Origin of the sequence: Planktomarina temperata RCA23 (assembly GCF_000738435.1) — a bacterium.
Lineage (GTDB): Bacteria > Pseudomonadota > Alphaproteobacteria > Rhodobacterales > Rhodobacteraceae > Planktomarina > Planktomarina temperata.
This window is the reverse complement of sequence record NZ_CP003984.1, coordinates 200157-219795: the sequence shown is the minus strand read 5'-3', so window position 1 is coordinate 219795 and position 19639 is coordinate 200157. Positions and strand designations below refer to the sequence as shown.

At 57.1% G+C, this 19639-nt stretch carries 17 protein-coding genes; 6 read left to right on the top strand and 11 right to left on the bottom strand.

The features are described 5' to 3' along the window. Positions 1 to 40 precede the first annotated feature (40 nt). A complete protein-coding gene (locus RCA23_RS01000; RefSeq protein ID WP_044048659.1) occupies positions 41 to 814 on the bottom strand; it encodes an NAD kinase in 774 nt (257 codons plus the stop codon). Positions 815 to 971: 157 nt separating this feature from the next. Here RCA23_RS01000 and glyA point away from each other — a divergent pair, with 157 nt between their 5' ends. Then, positions 972 to 2252 (top strand): serine hydroxymethyltransferase, encoded by a 1281-nt coding sequence (gene glyA, locus RCA23_RS00995; protein WP_044048658.1) that lies wholly within the window; start codon positions 972 to 974, stop codon positions 2250 to 2252. Positions 2253 to 2322: 70 nt separating this feature from the next. On the opposite strand, the gene RCA23_RS00990 is transcribed toward glyA, so the two are convergent. Continuing rightward, entirely contained in the window at positions 2323 to 2895 is a 573-nt protein-coding gene (locus tag RCA23_RS00990) for a VOC family protein (protein WP_044048657.1), read from the bottom strand. 73 nt (positions 2896 to 2968) lie between these two features. On the opposite strand from RCA23_RS00990, the gene RCA23_RS00985 reads away from it, so the two are divergent. Beyond that, on the top strand, positions 2969 to 3733 hold the full coding sequence (locus tag RCA23_RS00985; protein ID WP_044048656.1) for an alpha/beta fold hydrolase: 765 nt from the start codon (positions 2969 to 2971) through the stop codon (positions 3731 to 3733). Between the two features lie 13 nt (positions 3734 to 3746). Here RCA23_RS00985 and lepA read toward each other — a convergent pair whose 3' ends face one another. The 4 genes from lepA to meaB form a co-directional block, all read right to left on the bottom strand. Beyond that, on the bottom strand, positions 3747 to 5543 hold the full coding sequence (gene lepA / locus RCA23_RS00980) for a translation elongation factor 4 (RefSeq protein WP_044048655.1): 1797 nt from the start codon (positions 5541 to 5543) through the stop codon (positions 3747 to 3749). Positions 5544 to 5674: 131 nt separating this feature from the next. Then, on the bottom strand, positions 5675 to 6112 hold the full coding sequence (locus tag RCA23_RS15870; protein WP_169701295.1) for a hypothetical protein: 438 nt from the start codon (positions 6110 to 6112) through the stop codon (positions 5675 to 5677). 188 nt (positions 6113 to 6300) lie between these two features. Further along, entirely contained in the window at positions 6301 to 6588 is a 288-nt protein-coding gene (rpmB, locus tag RCA23_RS00970) for a 50S ribosomal protein L28 (protein ID WP_044048654.1), read from the bottom strand. Positions 6589 to 6804: 216 nt separating this feature from the next. Then, positions 6805 to 7803, bottom strand: a complete 999-nt coding sequence (gene meaB / locus RCA23_RS00965) for a methylmalonyl Co-A mutase-associated GTPase MeaB (protein WP_044048653.1) — start codon at positions 7801 to 7803, stop codon at positions 6805 to 6807. 97 nt (positions 7804 to 7900) lie between these two features. Between meaB and hrpB the strand changes: the two genes are divergently transcribed. Continuing rightward, positions 7901 to 10468 carry an ATP-dependent helicase HrpB gene (gene hrpB, locus RCA23_RS00960; RefSeq protein ID WP_081870999.1) on the top strand — a complete coding sequence of 856 codons (2568 nt, stop codon included), beginning with the start codon at positions 7901 to 7903 and terminating at the stop codon, positions 10466 to 10468. Between the two features lie 4 nt (positions 10469 to 10472). Here the strand turns inward: hrpB and gndA are convergent, their stop codons facing one another. From gndA to RCA23_RS00935, 5 genes are all read right to left on the bottom strand, one after another. Continuing rightward, on the bottom strand, positions 10473 to 11882 hold the full coding sequence (gene gndA / locus RCA23_RS00955; protein ID WP_044048652.1) for an NADP-dependent phosphogluconate dehydrogenase: 1410 nt from the start codon (positions 11880 to 11882) through the stop codon (positions 10473 to 10475). A 28-nt stretch (positions 11883 to 11910) separates the two neighbouring features. Then, on the bottom strand, positions 11911 to 12705 hold the full coding sequence (locus RCA23_RS00950) for a hypothetical protein (protein ID WP_044048651.1): 795 nt from the start codon (positions 12703 to 12705) through the stop codon (positions 11911 to 11913). 105 nt (positions 12706 to 12810) lie between these two features. Continuing rightward, entirely contained in the window at positions 12811 to 13734 is a 924-nt protein-coding gene (gene argF, locus RCA23_RS00945; RefSeq protein WP_044048650.1) for an ornithine carbamoyltransferase, read from the bottom strand. A 71-nt stretch (positions 13735 to 13805) separates the two neighbouring features. Further along, positions 13806 to 14984, bottom strand: coding sequence for an aspartate aminotransferase family protein (locus RCA23_RS00940; protein WP_044048649.1), 1179 nt, complete (start codon positions 14982 to 14984; stop codon positions 13806 to 13808). Between the two features lie 209 nt (positions 14985 to 15193). Further along, a complete protein-coding gene (locus tag RCA23_RS00935) occupies positions 15194 to 15997 on the bottom strand; it encodes an ABC transporter permease (protein WP_044048648.1) in 804 nt (267 codons plus the stop codon). A 104-nt stretch (positions 15998 to 16101) separates the two neighbouring features. Between RCA23_RS00935 and RCA23_RS00930 the strand changes: the two genes are divergently transcribed. The 3 genes from RCA23_RS00930 to rimO all read left to right on the top strand — a co-directional run bounded on the left by RCA23_RS00930 (position 16102) and on the right by rimO (position 19577). Continuing rightward, positions 16102 to 16671, top strand: a complete 570-nt coding sequence (locus tag RCA23_RS00930) for a GcrA family cell cycle regulator (protein WP_044048647.1) — start codon at positions 16102 to 16104, stop codon at positions 16669 to 16671. Positions 16672 to 16738: 67 nt separating this feature from the next. Then, the gene (locus RCA23_RS00925; protein WP_044048646.1) at positions 16739 to 18151 is read left to right on the top strand and encodes a hypothetical protein; all 1413 of its coding nucleotides are present in this window, start codon (positions 16739 to 16741) and stop codon (positions 18149 to 18151) included. A gap of 52 nt (positions 18152 to 18203) precedes the next feature. Continuing rightward, positions 18204 to 19577 carry a 30S ribosomal protein S12 methylthiotransferase RimO gene (rimO, locus tag RCA23_RS00920; RefSeq protein WP_044048645.1) on the top strand — a complete coding sequence of 458 codons (1374 nt, stop codon included), beginning with the start codon at positions 18204 to 18206 and terminating at the stop codon, positions 19575 to 19577. Positions 19578 to 19639: the final 62 nt, after the last annotated feature.

The window sequence follows — 19639 nt, the reverse complement described above, 5'->3', positions numbered from 1 at the left end:
ACAGCCGGGCCATGCATGCGGGCCCGGCTGTTACACCCAATTAGGCAAATTGCTCGCGAATGAGCCGCTCTTCTAACCCGTGATCCGGATCGAACAGCAAACGATGCGCCACATCCCCGGCGCTTTCAATCTCCACCGACATCACATTCTTGACCGAGCAATTGTCCGCATCAGCCATGACGGGCCGTTTGACAGGTTCGATCACTTCAAACCGCACCTTCGCAGCCTTCGGCAAGACCGCCCCGCGCCACCTACGTGGCCGAAAAGCAGCCATTGCCGTCAGCGCCAAAACCTCGGAGCCAATCGGCAAAATCGGACCATGCGCGGAATAGTTGTACGCGGTCGAGCCCGCTGGCGTCGCAACTAAGGCTCCATCACAGGCCAATTCACTCAACCGGAGCCGATCATCGACAAAAATCTGTAATTTTGCCGCCTGTGGTCCCTGACGCAAGAGTGACACCTCATTGATCGCCAGCGCTGTCTGGGTTTGGCCATCGACACAGGTTGCCCGCATCCGCAAAGGATTGATGACAGCCTCCTCGGCCGCCGCCAGTCGCGCAATCAAGCCCTCGGTTGAGAACTCATTCATCAAGAACCCAACGGTACCGCGATTCATCCCATAAACGGGCACGTCCAAATGCTGTGTCGCATGCAATGTTTGCAGCATAAAACCATCGCCACCAAGCGCCACGATCACCTCCGCCGCGCTTGGGTCGCAATCGCCAAAACTGTGCACAAATGTATTCCTTGCAGACTGCGCCAAATCTGCGGTACTGGCCAAAAAGGCGATGCGTTTATTCTCTGTCTTGTGCATTTCGGAAACTCCGTTTCCGCACCCTATGCTGGGGCAGGCTAAAAACGCAAGCCATGGCTAAAATAACCGGAATCAGGTCAAAAGGTCGCGGCAGGAACCTTTGACATTTCCGATAGGAAACACGCAATAAGACACAAACCGCCCAAGGAGCAATACTATGACATCCAGCCTCTCCCAGTTTTTCAATGCAGATCTGGCCGATACCGATCCAGCCTTGGCACAGGCCATTGATAAAGAGCTGACTCGCCAGCGCGATGAAATTGAGTTGATCGCCTCCGAAAATATTGTCTCAAAGGCCGTGATGCAGGCTCAAGGCTCTGTCATGACCAACAAATATGCCGAAGGCTATGTTGGACGGCGCTACTACGGCGGATGTGAATATGTGGACATTGCCGAGACCTTGGCCATGGAGCGGGCCTGCCAACTGTTTGGATGCGAATTTGCTAATGTCCAGCCCAATTCGGGCAGCCAAGCCAACCAAGGTGTCTTTCAAGCCCTCTTGCAGCCGGGCGATACGATCCTCGGCATGTCCTTGGATGCCGGGGGCCATTTGACCCATGGAGCCGCGCCCAACCAATCGGGCAAATGGTTCAATGCTGTGCAATATGGCGTGCGTAAACAGGACAACTTGCTGGACTATGATCAAGTTCAAGAGCTGGCCACTCAGCATAAGCCCAAGCTCATTGTAGCGGGCGGATCTGCCATTCCGCGGCAAATCGATTTCAAGCGTATGCGTGAGATCGCCGACAGCGTTGGCGCCTATCTGCACGTTGATATGGCGCATTTCGCGGGCCTCGTGGCGGCGGGTGAACACCCAAGCCCCTTCCCCCATGCACATGTGGCGACAACCACAACGCACAAGACCCTTCGTGGCCCTCGCGGTGGGATGATCGTGACCAATGACGCGGCCCTGGCCAAGAAGTTTAATTCGGCCATCTTCCCAGGCATTCAAGGTGGACCCTTGATGCATGTGATCGCCGCCAAAGCCGTCGCATTTGGCGAAGCTTTGAAACCTGAGTTTAAGACTTATATCCAAAACGTGATTGCCAATGCTCAGGCCCTGTCTGATCAGCTGATCAAAGGCGGTCTGGATACGGTGACCCACGGAACCGATACGCATGTTTTGCTGGTCGACCTGCGCCCTAAAGGCGTGAAGGGCAATGCCACCGAGAAAGCCCTCGGCCGCGCCAATATTACCTGCAACAAGAACGGCGTGCCCTTCGATCCAGAGAAACCAACTATCACCAGCGGGATCCGTCTCGGCAGCCCAGCGGGCACAACCCGCGGCTTTGGCGAAGCAGAATTTCGCCAAATTGCCGATTGGATCATCGAAGTGGTCGATGGATTGGCAGCCAATGGCGAAGAGGGAAATGCAGCTGTTGAGGCAAAAGTCCGATCCGAGGTCGCCAAGCTCTGCGCCCGTTTCCCGATTTACTGATCTACGGGACGGCGGGTGGGGCGCCTGTGATGCGGGCCTTGCCCGCCATCACACAGCGCCACCCGCCGGCCTATATATCCGACAAGCTTGGCACCTGCCGATGCACCAATACCGCCAAGGCTTCGGCCACATGCCGATCTGCAATCGCAGCATCCCCCGCCGCCACCCGAATGCGATGCGCCTCAAACAGCACCCGCGCATGCGACACCCCCTGCGGCGGCGTGAACTTATAAGACGCCAACTCAATCAACAGCCCCAAGGGCTCGCGAAAATAAATTGAGCTCATAAACCCCCGATCTTTCAAACCCGAATGTGCGATCCCAAGCGCATCCAGTTTTTCCGGCAAATGTATCGACACCGCTTGGCTGACCGAAAAAGCAATGTGATGCACGGCACCTGGCACAATCGGGGTTTTGCCCGGCAGAGGTGCCCGGGTCTCATCGCAAAACACTGTGATCAAACGATCATCCCCAGGATCAAAATACAAATGGCTCTCATCGGGGTTGTCGAGATTGGGCTGTTCAAAAACAAAGGGCATGCCCAAAATCCCCTCCCAAAAATCCAAGGTAATTTGTCGCCCTGCTCCGGTCAAAGTGATATGATGCAGGCCTTGCGTCGGTATGGTTTGGGAAAGCGTTGACATAGTGTATCCTCATTACAGCACAGCCACCCTAGCGGGGCTGGCGCAGAGTGCAAACCCAGATTAGATTGCCCATATGTTACATATGATCTCCCATGGACCTGAAAATGGCTCTGAAGCCGGCACCCCTTTGATCATCGCCCACGGGCTATTTGGCTCTGGTCGCAATTGGGGTGTGATTGCCAAACGATTGGCCAATCACCGCCGGGTTATTGCTTTGGACATGCGCAACCATGGGGCAAGCCCCTGGTCTGAGGACCACAGCTATCACGCTTTGGCCGCAGATATCGAAGAAGTGGCCACAACCTTGGGTCAACCGGTTGATCTTTTGGGCCATTCCATGGGGGGCAAGGCGGCCATGGTCGCCGCGCTTTCTGGCGCGCCGATCCGCCGTCTCATCGTTGCCGATATTGCCCCCGTCGGCTATAGCCATAGCCAGCAGCCCGTCATCGACGCCATGCAATCTGTGCCCCTCGACCACATCACCAGCCGCGCAGAGGCCGATCAAGCCCTAAGCGCCCATATTGAGGATCCAGCCCTGCGCAGTTTTTTGTTACAAAGCTTGAATGTCAGCGCGCAACGCTGGCGGCTCAACCTGCCGGCCCTCAGCGCCTCGATGGATCAAATCATTGGGTTTCCTGACATCTCAGGCCATTTCAACGCCCCGGCCCTGTTCCTGACCGGCGCCCTCTCGGACTATCTGCGTCCAGAGCACCGCCCACGCATCAAAGCCCTCTTCCCCAAAGCCCGTTTCGCCAAAATTCCGCAGGCGGGCCATTGGCTGCACGCGGACAAACCGCGTGAATTCGAAGCTGCGGTTCGTGTGTTTTTAGACGCCTAGCCGCTCAGCGCGCCTAACCATCCATCTTCAAGGCTGAAATAAACGCCTCTTGCGGAATGTCGACTTTGCCAAACTGGCGCATCTTCTTTTTGCCAGCCTTTTGCTTTTCCAGGAGTTTCTTCTTCCGTGTCGCGTCACCACCATAGCATTTCGCCGTCACATCTTTGCGCATCGCGCTCAGAGTTTCACGCGCGATCACCTTGCCACCGATGGCCGCTTGGATTGGGATTTTGAACATATGGCGGGGAATCAGATCTTTGAGCTTTTCAACCATCGCCCGGCCCCGCGCATCCGCACGGTCTCGATGCACCATTGTGCTCAGCGCATCCACTGGCTCGTCATTGACCAGAATGCTCATCTTCACCAAATTATCCTGCTGATAGCCGATCATTTGGTAATCAAAAGAGGCATAGCCTTTGGTCACAGATTTCAAGCGATCGTAGAAATCAAACACCACCTCGTTGAGCGGCAAATCATAAACCACCATCGCACGCGAACCCGCATAGGTGAGATCCAATTGCACACCGCGGCGATCTTGGCAGAGTTTCAAAACATCGCCAAGATAATCATCAGGCACCAAAATCGTCGCTTTGATCCGCGGCTCTTCAAGATGGTCAACTAACGTAAGGTCGGGCATATCTGCCGGGTTGTGCAGCTGCTCGATCCGCCCGTCGCGCATGTGGATGTCATAAATCACCGAGGGAGCTGTGGTGATCAGGTCAATCGCGTATTCGCGCTCAATACGGTCGCGGATCACCTCAAGATGCAGCAACCCTAAAAAGCCGCATCGAAACCCAAAGCCAAGCGCGGCCGAGGTTTCCATCTCATAGCTGAAACTCGCGTCATTCAGGGCCAATTTATCGATACTGTCGCGCAGGTCTTCAAATTGCGCCGCATCCACAGGAAACAGGCCACAAAAGACCACCGGCTGCGCTGGTTTGAAGCCAGGAAGCGCTTCTACAGTTTGCTTGTCATGGCAAATGGTGTCGCCGACGCGGGTATCACGCACCTGTTTGATCGAGGCGGTCAAAAACCCGATCTCGCCCGGCCCCAATTCATCAATCATTTCCATCTGTGGCCGGAAAACACCAATGCGGTCCACATGGTGGGTGCTGCCGTTGGACATGAACTTAACCCGTTCACCCTTCTTCAGCTTTCCATCGATGATCCGCACCAGCACGATCACTCCCAAATAGGAATCATACCAGCTGTCCACCAACATTGCCTTCAAGGGTGCATTGATATCACCCTTCGGTGCCGGAAGCTTGTGCACAATGGCTTCAAGCGTTTCAACAATCCCTTGGCCCGTCTTTGCGGAGACCTGTATCGCCTCTGTCGCATCTATGCCAATCACATCTTCAATCTGCTCCGCCACGCGCATACAATCGGACGCTGGCAGATCAATTTTATTGAGAATTGGGACAATCTCATGATCTGCATCAAGCGCATGGTACACATTCGCGAGCGTCTGCGCCTCAACCCCTTGTGAGCTGTCCACCACCAAAAGCGAACCTTCCACCGCGCGCATGGAGCGGGAGACCTCATAGGCAAAATCCACATGGCCCGGCGTGTCGATCAGATTGAGCACATAGCTCTCGCCATTGAGGGCCGTGTAATCAATTCGGACTGTGTTGGCCTTAATGGTGATCCCGCGCTCGCGTTCGATATCCATACTGTCCAACATCTGCGCCTGCATATCCCGTTCCTTAACGGTTCCAGTCTCCTGGATCAGCCGGTCAGCCAAAGTGGACTTTCCGTGGTCAATATGCGCCACGATGGAGAAGTTTCTGATATGAGATAGAGCTGTCATATGTGGGATATGGAATAGAGTAAGGGTTTGGTCAATGGGCGATCAACATCCGCACACCGCAGACGAGCGCCGTGCCAACGCGCAGGGTGCTATAGCTATCAGACCAATGACGCGCGATTGCCCCGCTCCGTCTAACGCAAAACACCCGTCTGAATGTATCGCCGGCAGAAAAATATAAAATATACCAGTGAAAATAGAATTAACCCATTGAAAATATGAGTTATTGTAGATTGCATATGCGCCATATTGGCCGCCTCAGACAAATAGGCCCAAAGCGCCGCAATAATAAACCCTACCAGCGCCAGAACAAAGAGGCGCAGCGCCTGCCTGCGCCGCAGCAGTAATAAAAAAGATCCGAGCAGTGCAGACCAAACGCTTATAGCCCAAACGCCGGTGAACCACACCGGTCGCCGGTCAAACCAATAGCGCAGATCTTCCGGCATAGCTTGCATATAGGCGGGAATTTTGTAGGAGATCATCACATAGTCCAAGGCCCCCATGGCGAACCACAAGGCACCCATGCAGGATAAAAACCAATAGCGAGTTGGAACTTTCAAAAATGGGTTCATGCTAAAATCCAGCAATATTAATACAGGAAATCTACACGATACTAACTTAAAATCAATTGCCTGTATCAAAAGCCCCTCGAAGCTACTCCTATTCGACAGCTCTGCCCGATTGCGCCCATCAGGCGGCCTGCAAAACGCAAAAAACCCCGCACAGGCGGAGCTTTTCGTAATCACATCGATCGCAGAGCTTAGGCGGTTGCCTGTGCCTTGGCGATATCTTTTTTGATTTTCAGCGCTGTGTCAGACAAGTCTGTGTCTTTAGCCTTAGCAAGGAAAGCATCCAAGCCACCGCGATGATCCACAGTGCGCAGAGCAGCTGAAGAAATGCGCAGCTTGAACGCACGACCCAAAGCATCGGAATGCAAAGTCAGCTCGTTCAAGTTTGGCAAAAACCGACGACGTGTGCGGTTTTTGGCGTGGCTTACATTGTTTCCACTCATTGGGCCTTTGCCCGTCAGTTCGCAGCGGCGTGCCATCTTATGCGTCCTTATTCAGATATTGAAAACCCGCGCCAAATGGCCTCGGGTGAAAACTCGTTGCCGGGGTTTAGGAGTATCCCAATGCGAGGTCAAGCCTTCTTGCCGTCTTCCGCTGCGCTTTAACAGCGGTTTTTAGGCTTTTCACGATTAATGTTGGAAATATCACCTCAAACATTCCCAAAATCTAGCCAGACCCCCGAATCGATAGCCCGTCTAGGCTTTGGGCCGCAAGAAGATATCCACCACTCGCTCGGCCGCCAGGGAGGGTGCGATGTCCCCCGCGTGAATAGCCTGTTGCAACTGCCGTGAGGCCTCTGCGGCCTCTGGATCATGTTCAAGCCGCGTCAACAGCGCGTGGCGCAATTCCGCATTGAACCAAAAGGCATTTTGCGACGCTCTTGTGCGAGCCCAAACACCCTTCTCACGGCGCCAAGCCACCAAGGCCTGCATCTCCTCCCAACTTTGCCGCAGCCCCGCGCCCTCCAAGGCAGATACGGTCAGCGCCTTGGGGAAGTCCTCAGAATCTTGTGACCGCTTGCGCAGCAAACGCAGCGCGCCAGCATAATCGGCGCAGGTGCGTGTAGCGGCTGATTTGAGATCGCCGTCGGCCTTATTGATCAAAATCAAATCGGCCATCTCCATGATTCCGCGCTTCACCCCCTGAAGCTCATCTCCGCCGGCCGGTGCGAGCAGCAGCACAAATAGATCCGCCATTTCAGCCACCATCGTCTCCGATTGCCCGACGCCTACGGTTTCAATCAGCACCACATCAAACCCAGCGGCCTCGCATAGGCTCGTGGCCTCTCGGGTGCGCCGGGCCACACCACCCAAATGGGTCTGGCTGGGTGAGGGGCGAATATAGGCGCCAGGATGGCGCGAGAGCTGATCCATACGGGTTTTATCGCCCAAAATAGATCCACCCGACCGCGCAGAGGAGGGATCGACCGCCAAAACGGCAACCTTAAGACCGCTCCCCACCAAGTGCAGCCCAAAGCTCTCAATAAAAGTGGATTTGCCAACACCCGGCGTGCCTGACAATCCAATGCGAATGGCTTGCCGATCCTTAAGCAGAGCTGCGAGTAAAGCCATGGCTTGCTGCCGATGATCAGGATGGGCACTCTCCACCAAAGTGATCGCCCGCGCCAGAGCCCGCCGATTGCCCTGCTCTATCAAACGGGCGGTCGCCTCTGGTGCGAATTCTGCTTTGCTCATCAGTCCTCCGGGGCGCTGTCCGGCACTCTAACTGCGGACATAATTGTTTGAATTGACCATCTACCGGGCCGCTGCGCAAATGCAAAGGCCCGGCGCGATGCAATTTATCCCCCCAAAACTCTCGCATGTCAAAACGCATCCGCCACAAACCAACCGCAAACCAACCGTGGACGCGCGAGATTTTCTCGCCGATAAGGGCGGGGTGAAGTTTGCTCTGCCGATAGATGCGGTCCTGCCGCAAGTGCTGGACTGTTTGACACAGTCTGGTCGGGTGGTTTTGCAGGCCCCGCCGGGGGCTGGCAAAACCACACGCACCCCCTTGGTCATCTTAGAGTCGGGACAGTGCCCCGGCAAAATTCTGATGCTCGAACCCCGGCGCTTGGCCGCGCGAGCCGCCGCAGAACGCATGGCAGATACGCTGGGTGAAAAATTGGGTGAAACCGTGGGATATCGCATCCGCGGGCAATCCAAAATCGGCCCCAATACCCGCATTGAAGTGCTCACAGAGGGCATTCTCACCCGCATGATACAGGCGGACCCAGAGCTGCCCGGCGTCGGCGCCATTCTCTTTGATGAATTTCATGAACGCTCCTTGGCTGCCGATCTTGGGCTGGCCCTGGCATGGGAGTTGCGCGAGACTCTGCGAGAAGACCTCTGGCTCGTGGTCATGTCGGCCACACTGGACGCCGCGCCCGTAGCGGCCCTGCTCGATGACGCCCCAATCGTCACGAGCGCCGGACGCAGTTTTCCCGTGGAGCTGACCTATCTGCCGCGCCCAGCGCCCAAAGACCTGTCCTTTGAAGCGCAAGCCCGCAGCCTGATCCTACAGGCCGTGGCCGATACAGAGGGTGGGATCTTGGTGTTCTTGCCCGGCGAGGCTGAAATTCGCCGCACCAAAGCTGCACTGCAAGATCACCTGCCCAAAAATTGCGTTCTGCGGCCTCTTTTGGGAAACCTGCCATTTGCCGAGCAGCAGCTGGCCATCCGGCCTGAGGCCCGGAAAAATCTGCGCAAGATCGTTTTGGCAACCGCCATTGCCGAGACCTCCCTAACCATCCAAGATGTTCGAGTTGTGGTGGATTGCGGCCGCGCACGCAGGGCCCGGTATGACCCTGAAAAGGGTCTGCAAAGGCTGGTCACCGAACGGGTCAGCAAGGCCGAAGCCACCCAGCGCGCCGGGCGTGCAGGGCGCGTTGCCGCCGGGCGCTGCTATCGCATGTGGGCGCGGGCCGAAGAAGGGGCTATGCCCGCCTTCGCGCCACCTGAAATTGCAATTTCCGATCTGGCCCCGCTGGCGCTTGAGCTGGCGCAATGGGGCTCCGGGCCAGAGGATTTGGCCTTTCTCACACCGCCCGCACCAGGCCCTTGGGCCCAGGCGAAGGCCTTGCTTGGTCAGCTTGGCGCGCTGTCAGACGGTCGCCTCACGCCCCATGGGGCGGCGCTTGCCAAGTTGCCGCTGCATCCGCGTTTGGCGCAAATGCTGCTGCAAGCGGGACCCCGCGCCGCGCCGCTGGCCGCACTTCTATCGGATCGAGACATTCTCTCGACCCAAAATTGCGATCTCACACCTGCCCTTACAGCGCTGACCAGGCCCACCGGCAACAAAGAACAGGCCGGCCCCATTCGCGATCACAGCGCGCTTGACCGGATCAAGCAGGAGGCCAAACGCCTCAGCAGACTGGCGCCGAAAGGCACGCGCGAGATCGCGTTAAGCCCAGCGCAATGCTTGGCGCTGGCCTATCCCGAACGTGTCGCCCAGCGTCGCCCCGGCCCGCAGCCACGCTACATCATGGCCGGGGGGAAGGGCGCAGTTTTGGCCAGAGATGATTCCTTGGCCAATGCGCGATATTTGGTCATTTCAGATTTGGGAAATCCGCATTTTAGCACGGGTCCAGACCCTAAAATCCGCAGGGCCCTGGCGCTCAGTGAGGCAGAGCTGCGGGAGGTTTTTGCCGATCAAATCACATGGGAGACCCTTTGCCACTGGTCCAAACGCCACCGCCGGGTCATTGCTAATCGCAGTGAAATGCTGGGTGCCCTGTCGCTTACGCAAGAGGTTTGGCGGGATGCACCCAGCGAAGCACTGGCGGCGGCTATGGTGGAGGGCGTGCAACAGATGGGTCTGCGCCTGCCGAAAGCCGCCCGGCTCTTACAAGCCCGCGTGGCGGCCGCACCACCCGGGCAATTTCCCGATTTGTCAGATACAGCCCTGCTCGAAGCCGCACCAGAATGGCTAGCCCCCTATCTGACGGGGCTGACAACAGAGCAAGATTGGAAAGCGTTTGACCCGCTGCCAGCCCTAGAAGCCTATATTGGCTGGGCGGCTCTGCGCCAGCTTGAAAAAATTGCGCCGGCGCATTTCACCACGCCGCTGGGCCGAAAAATCACGATTGATTACAGTGGCGACAGCCCGGCAATTGAACTGCGTATTCAAGAAATATTTGGCCAAACCCGCCATCCTATGATCGGCGATCACCCGCTAAAGGTGACCTTGCTGTCTCCGGCACATCGACCAATCCAAGTGACCACAGATATCCCTGGCTTTTGGACCGGAAGCTATGCAGATGTGCGCAAAGATATGCGGGCGCAATATCCCAAACACCCCTGGCCCGAAGATCCCACCCAAGCGGACCCGACCCTACGCGCCAAGCCCCGCAAGCGCTGAGCTGTCAGCCCGAATGCCACGGGCCATGATGCGACCCGTCTGCATCAACACGTTCAAAGGAATGGGCCCCGAAGTAATCGCGTTGTGCTTGGATCAAATCCGAGGTTCCGCGTTCTTGGCGGATCATGTCAAACCAACTCAAAGCCGCTGCCAATGCCGGCACAGGCAGCCCTTTGAGCGCAGCGGCAGAGACCACCCGGCGCAGCCCTGCGATATGGGTGGTCAGCAGCGGGATGAAATGGTCGGACAGCACCAAATGCCCCGCCGGGCGCGGACTGCGGAATGCTGTGGCAATGTCGTCTAACATGGCCGAACGGATGATACAGCCAGCCCGCCAAATCTCTGCGATGCGGGCAAAATCTAATGACCAATTGAATTCTTTGGATCCGGCGGCCAAAATCTCGAACCCCTGCGCATAGGCCAAAACGCGCCCAACGATTAAGGCAGATTGCAAATCATGCTCTGCGACTGGACTCATCGTATCCGTGCCCGCCGGCACCAGCACTCTGGCGGCGCGCTTGCGGGTGGATTTTTGCGCGCTCATGACCCGGGCGCCAACCGCCGCCTCAATGATGCTCACCGCTTGCCCCATGCGCAGCGCTTCAATCACGGTCCAACGGCCGGTGCCTTTTTGCCCGGCTTGGTCCACGATTAAATCCACCATGTCATCACCGGTCTGCGGATCTTTGGTCCCCAAGACCTCTGCGGTGACTTCGATAAGATAGCTTTCCAGCGGGCCACGGTTCCAGCTGCGAAAGACCGGCGCGATATCGCTGGCTGCCAGACCTTCGCCATCGCGCATCATGCCGTAAACCTCGGCGATCATCTGCATATCGGCGTATTCGATGCCGTTATGAACCGTTTTTACAAAATGCCCAGCCCCATCCGGTCCCAAATGCGCCACGCAGGGATCCCCGTCATAGCGCGCTGCAATAGCCTCCAGAATAGGCGCCATACGGCTGTAGCTAGAGCTTGTACCTCCCACCATCATGGACGGCCCCCGCCGTGCGCCCTCAGCGCCGCCAGACACACCAATCCCCAAATAGGACAGCCCCGCTTTTTCCAGAGTTGTCGTTCGGATCATCGTATCGCGAAAATCTGAATTGCCGCCATCAATGATGGTATCGCCCGCGGATAACAAAGGCCGAAGCGCAGCAATCGTTTGATCCACCGGCGCGCCCGCCGGGATCATTAGGACAATGGCGCGCGGCGCAGGCAGAGCCGCCACCAGATCGGCCAGGGTCTCGCAGCGCTGCAAACGAGCGGCCAGGCCCCCAGCGGAGGCGATCAGCCGATCAACCGCGCTCAGCTCAAGGTTCCAAAGAGCGACATCTTGGCCCTTCTCGGCGAAGTTCAACGCCAGTGCCGAACCCATCGTTCCAACCCCAATCACACCAATATGTGCCTGTGTCATCTTCACCTCCAGCGCCGAAGCACTTGTGTTATTTATCCGCGGTCAATTCAATCACGAGGCAGGGGCCCCGCAGCATTGGATGATTGAGCGTAAACTCACTCAACCCGACGCCACACCAGGCGCGGCTCAAATGATCTTGCATCGCGGCAAACAGATCCCCTTGCCGCCAATAGCGCGGCCAACCACCGGGAGGGTCGACCGCCTCAAATAAAGTTCCAGTTGGCAAAAAATTTGAATAATCAATTTGTTGATAAGTCTTCCCATCAGACCCCATCACCGCCAAGACCCAATCTTGCATCTGCCCATGCCATGCAATGCCACAAGCCGCATCCTCGCCCTGTGCTGTCGCGCAGGCTTCGATGACTGAGACCCGCGCGCCCAAAAGATCTGCAACCGAGGCGATAGCCTTGGCGCGCTGGGGGCTTGCGGTCCTGTCTGAGGGAGGGCGCATCCACATGCTGGCCGGCGCAGTTGTCACCTGCGCGCCCCAACCGGCCTCGCCCTGTGCAAACTCCTGAAGGCCGTAATAGCCATGCGCATCATCCGCGACCATGGCAACACCCTCGCCTAAGCCCTTAAGATCTTGGGATTGGCACAGTTTATTGAAAAGATGACTCATACCGAGACCCAGCCAAATCTCTTGGCTCTTCTGTGAGAATACAACCATGTGATGAGAGTCTTGGAAGTAATCGGGATGCGCCTCATCAACCTGTTCGGACTGGGCAGAAAACCCTTGGCGCTCCAACCAATCCAGAGGCGCTGGCGCGCGCCATCGCCCCATCCAATCAAATCTTCGAACCAAACATCCAATATTTAAGGACATGAAAGATCACTCTATGAGAAACGTCCCTCTCTCCTTAACCCTTAATCCGCAAACAACCAGAGCCAAGCAGCGACTTTACCTAAAATCATGCCCCAAGCGGCCTGTTTAGTCTAGACACCAGCGCATAATCGCTTTTTGCGCATGCAACCGGTTTTCAGCCTCATCGAAGACCACCGAATGCGGCCCATCCATGACAGAGCTGGTGACCTCTTCGTTGCGGTGTGCGGGCAAGCAATGCATGAAAAGAGCATCCGGCTTGGCCTGCGCCATCAACGCATCATCAACCTGATAGGGGCGCAATTGATTGTGGCGCCGCTCGCGTGCGGTTTGGCTGTCGTGCATAGAGATCCAAGTGTCCGTCACCAACAGATCCGCGCCGCGCACCGCTTCGTTGACGTCCCGCTGGATCTCGATCTTCACACCTTTGGCCCGCGCCTTCTCAACAAATTCCGCCTCGGGATCCAGCGTCGCTGGGCCGGCAAAAACGAAATCAAAGCCAAATTGCCCGGCCGCATGGATGAAGCTTGCACAAACGTTGTTACCATCACCCGTCCAGACCACGCGCTTGCCCCGAATAGAGCCGCGATGCTCTTCAAACGTCAAGATATCGGCCATGATTTGGCATGGATGGCTGCGGTTGGTCAGCCCATTGATCACCGGAACACTGGCATAATCGGCCATTTCCAGCAGGGTTGCCTCCTCAAAAGTGCGGATCATGATCATGTCCACATAGCGGCTCAAAACCCGCGCCGTATCCGCGATGGTTTCCCCATGGCCCAGCTGCATTTCGCTGCCGGACAAAACCATGGTCTGCCCACCCATCTGCCGCACGCCAAGATCAAAGCTCACGCGGGTGCGCGTGGATGGCTTTTCAAAAATCAACGCCACCATCTTGCCCTCAAGTGGCCGTTCAGCATCCAACATGCCTTTGGACAGGCCGGCACGCGCCGTCTTGATCCGCGCGGCCTCATCCAAAATGCCACGCAAATTTTGGGGATCAACCTGATCAATATCGAGAAAATTCTGCATCTTTAAACTGTCCTATAGGCTGGCGGCGTGCAGTGCTGCACCATCCGCCGAAATGTGAAAAGCCACGCTGGTCATTGCGCAGATTGAACCGTTTGCGCCGCCGTCTCCAACCGCTCCAGCGCCTGAGCAATCTCCGCGTTTGAAATAGTCAACGCCGGAAGCACACGCACGACGTTTTCGGCCGCAGGGACGGTCAACACCTCGCAGTCATATCCGGCTGTGACCACATCCATATTGCTCGCCTTGCATTTCAGACCCAGCATCAACCCCGCGCCCGTCACGCCCTCAAACACATCAGGATATTGCGCGACCAGGCCTTCAAGACCTTGGCGCAGCGCCCCAGCTTTGCGGCTCACCTCTGCCAGAAATTCAGGAGCAGCCACCTCATCCAAGACAGCACTTGCCACCGCACAACCCAAGGGATTGCCACCATAGGTCGAGCCATGTGTCCCTGCCCCCATTCCGCTTGCAGCCTCTTCATTCGCCAAAACCGCCCCGATGGGGAAGCCCCCACCAAGACCCTTGGCCACCATCATAATATCGGGATCAATCCCTGCCCACTCATGGGCAAACAACTTCCCTGTCCGTCCCACACCGCATTGCACCTCATCGAAAATCAGCAAGATCCCGTGGCTGTCACAAAAATCGCGCAGGCCTTTCAAACAATGATCCGGCACAGGGCGGATACCGCCCTCCCCCTGGATCGGCTCGATCAATATGGCGGCGGTCTTTTCATTGACTGCCGCATGCAGCGCGTCGTGATCTGCAAATGGCAATTGCACGAAACCGGGCAGCAAGGGCCCAAAGCCTTTCGTCAGCTTCTCCGCACCAGCAGCTGCAATCCCTGCGGAGGAGCGCCCATGAAACGCCCCCTCAAATGCAATAATTTCCACGCGCTCTGGCTGACCCTTGTCATAGAAATATTTGCGCGCCATTTTCACGGCCAATTCACAGGACTCCGTCCCAGAGTTGGTAAAAAACACGGTATCGGCAAAGGTCAGATCCACCAGCTGATCGGCGAGTTTGTGTTGCGCGGGAATATGGTACAAATTGGACGTATGCCACAATTGACCCGCTTGCGCCGTCAGCGCCGCCACCAGTTTCGGATGCGCATGTCCCAGGCTGTTGACCGCAATCCCAGCGCCCAAATCCAAAAATCGCCGACCGTCATCGCTGGTCAACCAGCTGCCTGAGCCAGAGACAAACGAAAACGGAGCGCGATTATAGGTGGGCAGAATCGAAGGGATCATCGGAAAGCCTTTCTAACGAGGAGGGAGTGAGAAAACCAAAATTGAGAAACACGCATGGGAGCGCAGAAACACGAGGGGCCGGCCGCGGTGCAGCGGTCATATCAGCGACGTCGGCGTCGCAAGGTGATTTCAATCATCGTTTTCATGCCCTTACCATACCAAAGCCCCCCGGCCATGAAAAGTCCAAATATCCGCTGCGGCAAATCCCTTTAAGATTTCAACCGATAGCCCCGCGCCAACCAAAACCAGGCCAAACCAACCGCACAGATATTGGCACCGCAAATCACGGCCAAAGCCATCCATGGGCTGCCATCGGAAACCCCCAAAACACTGTAACGGCCGCCGTCGATGATATAGAACATCGGGTTCGCATGGATCAGTGGCTGCATCATTGAGGGCAAAGCTTGGATCGAATAGAAGGTCCCCGACAAGAAGGCCAAGGGTGTGATCACAAAATTTGAAATCGCGGCCATCTGGTCAAACTTATAGGCATAGATGCTGCCCAAAAGCCCCAGCGCGCCCATGAACATCCCGCCCAAAACCAAAAAAGCCAATGTCCAAAGCGGGTGGGCAACCCAAATGCCGAGGCTCAGCCCCATCGACAGACAGAGCACCGCACCAATCACCAATCCGCGACCAATTCCGCCCGCCAAGAATCCCACGGTCATCTCCAAAGGCGACAGGGGCGGCATCAGCGTGTCGACAATGGAGCCCATGACTTTCGCCGAAAGCATGGAAGAGGAGGTATTGGCAAAAGAATTTTGTATCACCGTCATCATCAACAAACCCGGTGCCAGAAAGCTGACATAATCAAACCCCATGACATCCGAGCGACCCGGTCCGATAGCAATGGAAAAAACCAATAGAAACAAACCTGCCGTGATCAATGGTGCAAAAATTGTCTGCTGCCAAATCGTCAAATAGCGCATATTTTCGCGGCGAATGAGCGTCCAAAGGCCCAGCCAATTGACCCGTCCAAAGCGTCTGACGCCGAATTGAGAAACATTTGCCACAGTTTATCTCCACTTGGGTGGTTGTCCTTAGCCTCAGTTGAGCCTAAAGTAGGACGCTGCATGGGTATCACCCGTTATTGCTACGAAATTCAAGGGGGGGCGTGATGTCCTGGACTGATGAACGCGTCGAAGTTCTGAAAAAAATGTGGGGCGAGGGTCAATCGGCCAGTGTGATCGCCAAGGAATTGGGCGGCGTGACCCGCAATGCGGTGATCGGCAAAGTGCACCGTTTGGGCCTGTCCAACCGTGTGACCTCGACCACGGCCAAGCCGGCCGCCAAGGAAAAGGCCAAGACGCAGGCCAAGGCAAAGCCCGCCGCGCCCACAACACCAGCCGCGCCGCCACAACCGGCCGCGCCTGCGCCCGAAACCATGCGGGTCACCCCGCCGGCGGTGCGCAAGATCATTCCTGCCGGCCAGCCTCTGCCGCCGCAGCCTTCGGCCAATGAGATCAGCCCGGAAGCTCTGGCCAAGGTCAGTGAAGTGGAAAAGATCGCCAAGAAGATCAGCTTGATGGAATTGACCGAGAAAACCTGCAAATGGCCGGTCGGTGATCCGGCGACAGAGGATTTTTGGTTCTGCGGTCTGGCGGTGAAGGCCGGAAAACCCTATTGCGAAGCGCATGTCGGGGTGGCCTTCCAACCCATGTCCAGCCGCCGCGACCGCCGCCGGTAAGCCAGCCCCCTTGAAATCCCCCAGCCTCTTGATATTCTGAAAAGAAAATTTTGAGCGCGGGGATGCCGTGGAAATTGTTTTAAAGCTGTTGGATTGGAGCCTGCGCCAAAACTGGGCGCTCGGCGGGCCGATTGTCTGTCTCATGGTTTTGATGTTCATACCGGCACTTCGCAACACCGCAGATAACCCAAGTGATCGCGCATATTGGCGTGATCTGCTGCGCCACGATCGCCCGGCGGAACGCTACCGTTCGGTGATGCGCAAAGGGTTGAATTGGCTCGACTCCCGGCTCTCCGCCCATGAGGCGCCGCAAGGCCCGGCGCAAAAGGCTTGGAGCTATGGCCTGCTCAACGCCACCATGGCCCTCGCCCTTGCCTATCCCATTTTGGCCATCACAATCCAATTGCTCTGCGGCTCTGCGATTGATTTTGGCGGTCAGGAGGTGATGGCCGCCAGCCCGCCGCAGGCGCGGATATTTACCGCGGTCTGGCTGGGATCGTCGGTCCTTGTTTACCTTTTTTCCGGAGCGTCAAAATCCCGATGGCGCTGGACATTGGTTATCCTCGCCACCGGGATTTTGCTCTTGGGATTAATTTTCGCTGATGGCTTTGCTGTGCCAGGAAATATCGCAGTCGCAGGCACAGTCGCAGTCGCAAGCGTAGGCGCAGGCACAGTCGCATTCACAGGCCCCGTCGCATTCGCAGGCGCAGTCGCAGGCGTAGGCGCAGTCGCATTCGTAGTCGCAGCCACAAGCGCAGGCACAGTCGCAGGCGCAGAGGAGCGCTCTTCCCGCCCGATGGCCCGGCGCTTACTCTTTTGCGGCGTTTTGGTGGCCCTTTTGATCGTGGCGATCAAAATGCCGGATGATTTTGGTGCGGGCCAGCGTAACCAGGCGGTTTTCTTCATGTTGACCATGGGCGTCCTGCCGCTGGTCAACGCGGTTTTTGATTTCGCCTCTGTTGGTTTGACCCGCTACCTGCTCCGCCTGGGGCTTGAGCAAAAGCGGGCGGCTTGGCCGGCGGTTTTGGACGGGCTGGGCGGGATTGCCATTTTCTTTGCCTTGGGATGCACGCTCATCGCCTTTGTCACCTTTGTTGTCCCGGCCGATGGGGTGCCGCTTGTGGATTTGACGCAGCTTTTTGCCGATATGCGCAGGGCGCCCGGCGATTATATCTGGTTGATGGTGACGCTGTTTTCCACGCTCATACCCACCCTATTGCATCTCTCTGTCGCGGTGCTCACCCTAGGGCTGCAATACCCTGCAGGGGTGCGCAATTTTGTGGCCGGTCTTTTGGAGCGCGGCGAGCAGAGCGGGCAAGCGGCCCTCCTCTCCGGCATATGTATTTGCGCCATGATCACCATCGCGCTTTGGTGTCCGATCTGGATCTTTACCTTCGTCATCACCCATGACCACGGCGCGATCGTCAACGCCGTGCTTTGGGGTTTTGAGGCCTTCGCTTGGGCCATTGGCGGGATATAGGCTCGGCAATCTGCCATCTACACATCTGTGCAATCTCTGCTATAGCGGCGCTATGGCACAGAATCCTCCCCACCTCCGCCCTGACCTCGCGCCCAAAGCGCGGATTGAAACCCCGCGCCCGGGCCAGCCGACCATCGGCATGGTATCGCTGGGCTGTCCCAAGGCTTTGGTCGACAGCGAGCGCATTTTGACCCGCCTGCGCGCGGAGGGCTATGCCATCAGCCCCGATTACGCCGGCGCAGAGGCGGTCATTGTCAACACCTGCGGCTTTCTCGACAGCGCCAAGGCGGAAAGTCTTGAGGCGATTGGTGAGGCGCTGCATCAAAACGGCAAGGTGATTGTCACCGGCTGTTTGGGGGCCAATCCGGAGTATATCACCGGCGCGCATCCACGCGTTTTGGCCGTCACCGGCCCGCATCAATATGAGCAGGTTTTGGATGCCGTCCATGCCGCCGTGCCGCCCGCGCCTGATCCTTTCGTGGATCTTCTGCCCGCCTCCGGCGTCTCTCTCACCCCGCGGCACTACAGCTATTTGAAAATCTCCGAGGGCTGCAATCATAAGTGCAAATTTTGCATCATTCCCGATATGCGCGGCAAATTGGTCAGCCGCCCGCCGCGTGCGATCCTGCGGGAGGCGGAGAAATTGGTTGAAGCTGGTGTGCGCGAACTCTTGGTGATCTCCCAAGACACCAGCGCCTATGGCATTGATATTAAAACGACAGCCGAGGGCGATCTGCGCCCGCATATCACCGATCTGGCCCGCGAACTGGGGCAATTGGGCGCTTGGGTGCGGCTGCATTATGTCTACCCCTACCCGCATGTGCGCCATTTGATCCCGCTGATGGCCGAGGGGTTGATCCTGCCCTATCTCGACATTCCCTTTCAACACGCCCATCCCGATGTGCTCAAACGCATGGCCCGCCCCGCCGCAGCGTCCAAAACGCTCGATGAGATTGCTGCCTGGCGCAAGGATTGCCCAGAGATCACCCTGCGGTCGACCTTCATTGTTGGCTACCCTGGCGAGACGGAAGCCGAATTCCAAACCCTGCTGGATTGGATGGATGAGGCACAGCTCGACCGCGTTGGGTGCTTTCAATATGAGAATGTCGCCGGTGCCCGCTCCAATGATCTGCCCGATCATGTCTCCGAGGAGATCAAGCAGGACCGCTGGGACCGGTTTATGGAAAAGGCGCAGGCCATTTCCGAGGCCAAACTGGCGGCCAAACTGGGCCAACATATGGAGGTTATCGTCGATGAGCTGGACGCGGAGGGCATCGCCACCTGCCGCACCAAGGCCGACGCGCCCGAGATCGACGGCAATCTATTTATCGACGAAGGCACAGAAGCCCTGGCGCCCGGCGACATTGTGACGGTCGAGGTTGACGAGGCGGGCGCCTATGACCTCTGGGGCCGGATTGTTTCTTAAACATAGCCTCTGCATAACGCAGCCGCCAAGCCAAAAGCACTTTGCCCGGTGGCAACACCGGG